The 6,400-nt window shown below is 50.5% G+C and carries 3 protein-coding genes; 1 reads left to right on the top strand and 2 read right to left on the bottom strand.

What is annotated here, in order from left to right:
* Window positions 1–276: 276 nt before the first annotated feature.
* Complete coding sequence (locus AB1690_10225; GenBank protein ID MEW6015687.1) at window positions 277–2,025, bottom strand: metallophosphoesterase; 1,749 nt, start codon at window positions 2,023–2,025, stop codon at window positions 277–279.
* 61 nt (window positions 2,026–2,086) lie between these two features.
* The gene (locus AB1690_10220) at window positions 2,087–2,527 is read right to left on the bottom strand and encodes a CoA-binding protein (GenBank protein ID MEW6015686.1); all 441 of its coding nucleotides are present in this window, start codon (window positions 2,525–2,527) and stop codon (window positions 2,087–2,089) included.
* 415 nt (window positions 2,528–2,942) lie between these two features.
* Between AB1690_10220 and AB1690_10215 the strand changes: the two genes are divergently transcribed.
* The gene (locus AB1690_10215; GenBank protein ID MEW6015685.1) at window positions 2,943–6,113 is read left to right on the top strand and encodes a right-handed parallel beta-helix repeat-containing protein; all 3,171 of its coding nucleotides are present in this window, start codon (window positions 2,943–2,945) and stop codon (window positions 6,111–6,113) included.
* Window positions 6,114–6,400: the final 287 nt, after the last annotated feature.

Below are 6,400 nucleotides of genomic sequence, written 5' to 3'. Positions count from 1 at the left end.
TCGTTTTGGCTTTATATCAGAATATTGCTTAAGAAAAAAAGTAGTACAAAAACTCTATAGCTGACTTAAATATATCATATCAAGAAACTTATGCAAGTAAAAATTTAGAGAATTGCCAATTATTTTCCCCTCCCCGGAGCGATGGTTAACCGTCCCCTTTTTGATCAAGCTATTGCCGCTGAATCACTTAATTATCGACTCGCCAACTCCTCTATTGTACCTCTGCCAAATCCTGATACTTCCTCTCTATCGGGAGGTGCATGATAAGTACAACTTCTACTGAGTTCTGAACAGCAATCTTCCAAACGATTTCGGGTCGTAGTCAATTGGCGCCTGCCAGTCGGCTGAAGTCCGAAGTCGATACTGCTTGCGACGGAAATTCAGTCCCCAGGCAGTCTCCGGAGCGGCCGTCGCTCGCCACTGGGCAAGAGGGATTCTCGCTTCCACTATCCATCCGGTCGGGCTGGATAATGTCTTGAGTTCATAAATGCCATTCCAGGCAGGATCGCCGGTCATATAGCCACTGACATTGGGAGTGATTTTCTGGTCAAATATAGCGCCCACCGGATTGAAATAAACCTGAAAGACTTCCTCACGATTCAGATCCGGTTGGAAGAAAAAGCCGACACAATCTTCCGAATGAACCGGGGCATCATGGCCGGACAATGCCGCTTTTAAAGATTCAGGCTTCGATTCCAGACAGCGGGCGGCAAGATAAAGGGAGCTGTCGTCATAAGCAAAATAGAAGTAAACCGAATCGGTTGCCATTGGGGAGCCATTATCAGAAAAGAAACGCTCGACCGGAGCGCTCCAGACCGATTCATCAAGGCGACCATCGATAGTCGGCGGTGGGCTGACCCGCCGGCAGTAAGCCTCACGGCAAAGCCAAAGTCCCCTGTTGACGGGCTGACTCTTGCCGGTGGCGACCGGCAGTCTTATCGACACCGACGGGATAGGATAAAGGCTCTCCCCGCTCCTTGAAACGGTGAATCGCAGGGAGCTGCGGTCACCGGGGGCAAGAGATACCGGCAGAACCGACGGGGTAACCGACCATCCCTCAGGAACTTCCCAGCGCAAGGTATCGTCGGCGGCTATTTCTTGCTGGAGGTTATGCAGATTCAGGATAACCTCGCTCTCGCGAAGATTGAGAGAGTGGTCAACCGGAAGAGGCGTATCGAAACTGATTCCGCTCCGCTCGACATTCTGAGCGAAGGCGAATTCGGCGGCGGTGACTTCATTCTCCGGCAAGACTCCCCCAAAAGCGACAGGCGCGGTATGAATACCGGAGGAGTCAACCGTGACCCAGAGGAAATGATACTCCAGCCCGGAGATGCCCGGATCGGTATCGCCGCCGGAACTTCCCACTGAGATATACCTGACACCGTCATACATCCCGCTGAAATAAACATGATAATGACCGGTAAAGACCATATCGACTCCATATTTTTTGAAGAGGGCATGGGTTGTATCGGGATGCCCCGAGGCGGTCGATTCGAACCAAAATGGTTTATGATGGGTAACAAAGGTGTACTTTGCAGCGCGGCTTTTCTCCAGTTCCGCCTGGAGCCATGCCAGCTGCGCTTCATCAAAACCGCGGTTGGACTCGCGGCGGCTGTTATCCAGGACAATGAAATAGAGGCTGTCTATCATGAAAGAATAATAAGGCTCGCCGATATGACGGCGATATGTCTCCAGAGCGGCATCATAAGTAATATCATGATTGCCGGGGGTATAAAAGATGGGGCAGGGCAGGGCTTTAACGATGCTCTTATACTCCTCCCATTCACGATTCAAAACGGCGGTGTCAACGGTGTACCCTTCTATCATATCGCCGACGGTCAGAGCGAAATCGGGGCGAAGTCGCGCGATTTCGGCAACAATCTGCTCGTAGATCCCCTCCTGGTGCTCGCCGGTGCGGTCGCCTATGACGGCAAAGCGGGTCGGTTTTTCAGACGCCATGACTGTCGCCGCGATAAGGATGACGCCCAATGTAATCGTCAATGCTGTTGATTTCAGGAATTTCATATTATCCTCCCTCTCAAAATTCTACCAAATCTAATGGCAAGAACATAATCTTCAGACGATTTCACAATCTCTTCGTGATGCGCGCCAGAAAGCGATGCAGGGCGTGGATTCCGGTTACCGGTGGAGCATACAGAAGAACACATCTTCCAGTAACTACTTTCAGTCCCGCCTTCTGCGCCGCGGCGGCCGCCTCCGCAAAGTCGCCGCCCTGCTGAAACCAGAGAATTTCAAATTGCCGTCGAATTGCCGATTCGACTACTGCCATAGCGTTACTCGGTCGCGTCGATATCACAGCCGCTTTGACGTCATCGGGAACATCCTCCAGACTCCTGAAACATTGGTTCGCCCCGGAGAAAGAGCCCTCCGGATTGACCGGATAGACCTGAAAGCCCCGCTTCTGGAGAGTCTCAAAGATGACGTTTCCGAATTTTCGCTTTTGGCGGGAAACGCCCACCACGGCGATATGCTTTGAATTGATAAAGGCTTCAATCTCGGGAATCATATACGGAACCGTTTAAGAATTTTAACCGTCAATCTCTCTGCGACAATATAATAACTTTCCGCCGGAAGCGCTATCTTCTTTCCGATGATAATAATCCTTGACTTCTTAGCCTATTTTTATAGAATAATAACTGGAACGGTATAATCCCGGGGACAAAGAGCACACCCCCGAGACTGATAATCTTTCGAAAACAAAACTTTGGCAGGCAGCAGGAACAAAGCCCTATAAGATGGGGCATTACTGCCATACTTACATTCCAATTGTCTCGCATTAAGAGATGAAACAGAATTCTCATGGGCGGCCGGTTAATACCATCGGGGTGTATGCTTTAATGACTTTCGGCCGCTATTCGGGGAAATCTACTTCAGAAGTTTCCATAAAATACAAGGTTCATACTTACTAAGGAGGAGATGCTATGCAGTGCAGGAGAAACCTATGCGCCATCAGCCTGGCGGCTTTATACTTGATGCTTGCCGCCACGACCCTCTGGGCTGTCCCCGGCGTGGTCTGGGTTGATGACGATTACACCAGCGGCGGGTACAATGACGGCCATACCTGGTTGTATGATGCTTTCGACCAGATTCAGCCTGCGGTTAATGCCGTTGATGCAGGCGGAACGGTCAATGTCGCCGCCGGTCTTTATGCCGAGCAGGTGATAATCAATAAATCGGTTTCGATTGTCGGAAGCGGCAATCCGGTGCTTAATCCACCGGCAACGCCGCTGGCGACGTTTACGCTTGCGGAGAATCCGGCAGTCTTTGAGCCAATAGTCTTTGCCTATGGCGGAACTGACGACGGCTCCGGTTCAATCTCCGGTTCAGCAACCATTGAGATTACTTTCAGCGGCTTTGAGATTGACGGCAATAATGCCGGGGCGGTCAACCGTTTCACTGCGATTTTGCTGCGCAACTGCCGCAACTCCATTGTCGAGGGGAATCGGATTTATGAGATGCTTTACAGTTCGGGATTGCCCATGACATTTGGTATTCTGGCGTACGGGGACTCGCATGTAGGAATCAGGCAGAACGTAATAAACGATTTCACCCGGGGCGGGATTGGGGTCAACGGTGATGATGGACCGCTGCCTGACCCGACCGGCATAATCGAATCTAATCAGGTCATAGGCGAGGGGGTTCTCCCGCAGGGGAACTGGGCGCAGAACGGGATAATGATTGGATACGGCGCCGCCGGCAGCATTATCGGGAATGAAGTGTACGACATTGCCATTCTTGACCCGTCATGGTCGGCGTCCGGATTGATTATCTACTATCCGGCGGCTGATGTGATTGTCAGAGGGAATAATGTTCATGACTGCCAGGGAGCGCTAAATGCCTATTTTGCCGACCGTCTGAAAGTGATTGGAAACATCTTTAATCAAAATGAGTTTGAGTTTGTCTGGGGCGGCAACGGTGATACTATTTCCGGCAATACTTTCACCGCCAATGACCAGGCGCTCTACCTGGCTGATGTAACCATCGGCATCATTGATAACAATACCATATCCGGCAACAGTTATGGCGTCATTATGGATGGCTCCTGTGACAATATCTGGAGTACCGGAAACAGTATAATCGGTAATTCTACCTGCGGCATTGCGGTAGCGCCATACGGCGGCTATAGCCCGACCAATATTTCCTTTCAATTCAATAATATCAGCGGCAATACCTTTGGACTGGAGAATACCACCACCAATACGATAAACGCCACCGGCAACTGGTGGGGGGATATTTCGGGACCGGCGGTGACGACAAAGAAATTGTCGGTCGCGGCGCCCCGCCGGCCTTCACCGGTCGATTATTTCAACGCTCCCTTGACGCCTGAAGTCATGGATGCCGCCGTGGCAGACCGGCAATATCCAGACGAAGAGCTCTCCGCCGCTTTCGGCAGCGGCGACCCGGTGACGGCGCTGGTTGATTATTCCCCCTGGTGGAGCGCCAATTATGTCGGCGACCCGCATACTCTGCCGTGGAAATGGTATCTGAATAACAGTTACTCCTCCTCCCTGCAGGAGGCGGCCGACCTGATGCAAAACGGCGATTCGACAATTGTCCTGAATGGTCTCTATAATTGGACCCTCAATATTGTGGGGCGCACCGGTCTGACCTTCATAGGAGAGAACACTCAGAATACCATCATTCAGTTTGACGGCACCTTGTCCTGGGATGTCGGCAGTTATGGCTCCTCACGACAGACTGCCGTAAGAGTGGTGAATTGCGATGGCATTACGTTCGACAGCCTGACTTTCGATTTCAATCTGATAAAAGGGAATAATATCTCCGGTATTCTGTACTGGAATTCCGGCGGGACAATTGCCAACAGCCTGCTGGAGAATATGAATATCCCTGACCTTCTGGGCGGGTATTATGAACTGATGTGTTATCTGCGGGCGCCCAATTTTACCGCCCAGAATCGGGCGCAGGTCAATTTCCGGAATAACCAGTTCATAAAAACCGGTCGGGTCGGCATTATTGCCCATGACTATGTCAATGTTCTGATTGAAGGGAACAGTTTTGACAAGGTTGACGATGATTTCGGCTACGCCATGGAAATCGGCTCTATGTCTACAGGTGTCATTCGGGGGAATAATTTTACCAATTATGACACCTGGGCGCTTTCGGACCAGTCGGCATCGGGAGCGATCTACGTAGAGAACAGCTTTACGCAGGGAATCGGTCCTGTGGCGAAACCGGTCGTCATCGAGGATAACGAAATCTCCTTCTGCCAGTTCGGAATCCATATCGGCAATGAGTTTGTGGGATATACCGGCGATGTCGATATTCAGATTGATATGAGCAATAATATCATCCGCGACTGCCAGACCTCGGGCTCCCAGTCAAGCGGCGGGATTAAAATTGCAGATGAAGGAAGAAATCTTGGCTCTTCGGTAACAATTGTGATGGATAACAACCTGATTCATGACAACAGCGATTACGGCGTTTATATATACACTCTGGGGAATGGAGAAATAGACGCCACCCTGACCAATAATACTGTCTATAATCATTATCAGGGCGTTATTGTCAAAAATTTCGGGGCATCAACCGGAAGCCTTTACAACCTGTCCATCCACCACAACTATTTTCAAAACAACCTCAATGCGGAAAATGACGCCGTGCCCGGATTCTGGGATGACGGCACAGCGGTCGGCAACTGCTGGAGCGATTTCAATCTCAATTCCGGATACCCGTCTCAATACAATATACCGGGAGTGGCGGCAGCGGTTGACCGTTATCCCAATGCCGATTGCGGCGCCCTTTGCGACTGCCAGACCGGCAACGCCAACGGAATTGCGAGCTACAACATTCTCGATGCCACTTACCTGATTAACTACCTGTATAAGTCAGGTGCCAATCCGGTACCATATGAATACTGCTCCGGAGATGCCAACTGCAACTGCCAGGTGAATATTCTGGATGTCACCTACCTTCTCAACTATCTCTATAAGTCAGGAACGCCCCCCTGCCAGTGTTATCAGTGGGCCGCCCAATGCGGACTGCCGCTTCAGTCGGGCATGAATGGCGACTCTGACCCCGGGATTGAAAAGGCAATGGAGACAATGACAACGCCGCTGACCGCTTATAGATAAGGTTGAAAGGTTAACCCCAAAACCCGCCACTGGCGGGTTTTTTTTATGCGATCGGTCAGGTCATTCTGACCTGCCCATACCCCCCATTTTTGTGGTCATTTTGACTTTCCGCCACGAGAGGTTCCTGTAACCATATTGTATCACAATATCTTATGAAAATTGATGCGGGATGTTACTTGGCATTAGATTTGTATGCTAATTTCACCGGAACGGTATTGCAAGGTTACCCGCTTAGGAAAGCATAGACAACTTCGGAATGAGAAGGTTTTAAGGAAAAGACGAATTTC

It is taken from the genome of Candidatus Zixiibacteriota bacterium (genome assembly GCA_040753495.1).
Classification (GTDB): Bacteria; Zixibacteria; MSB-5A5; order GN15; family PGXB01; genus DYGG01.
This window is presented reverse-complemented; position numbering and strand designations above follow the sequence as displayed.

What these genes read in the sequence shown, in the direction of transcription:
- AB1690_10225 (MEW6015687.1), bottom strand. Translation starts at nt 2,025, where the DNA reads ATGAAATTCCTGAAATCAACAGCATTGACGATTACATTGGGCGTCATC.
- AB1690_10220 (MEW6015686.1), bottom strand. Translation starts at nt 2,527, where the DNA reads ATGATTCCCGAGATTGAAGCCTTTATCAATTCAAAGCATATCGCCGTG.
- AB1690_10215 (MEW6015685.1), top strand. Translation starts at nt 2,943, where the DNA reads ATGCAGTGCAGGAGAAACCTATGCGCCATCAGCCTGGCGGCTTTATAC.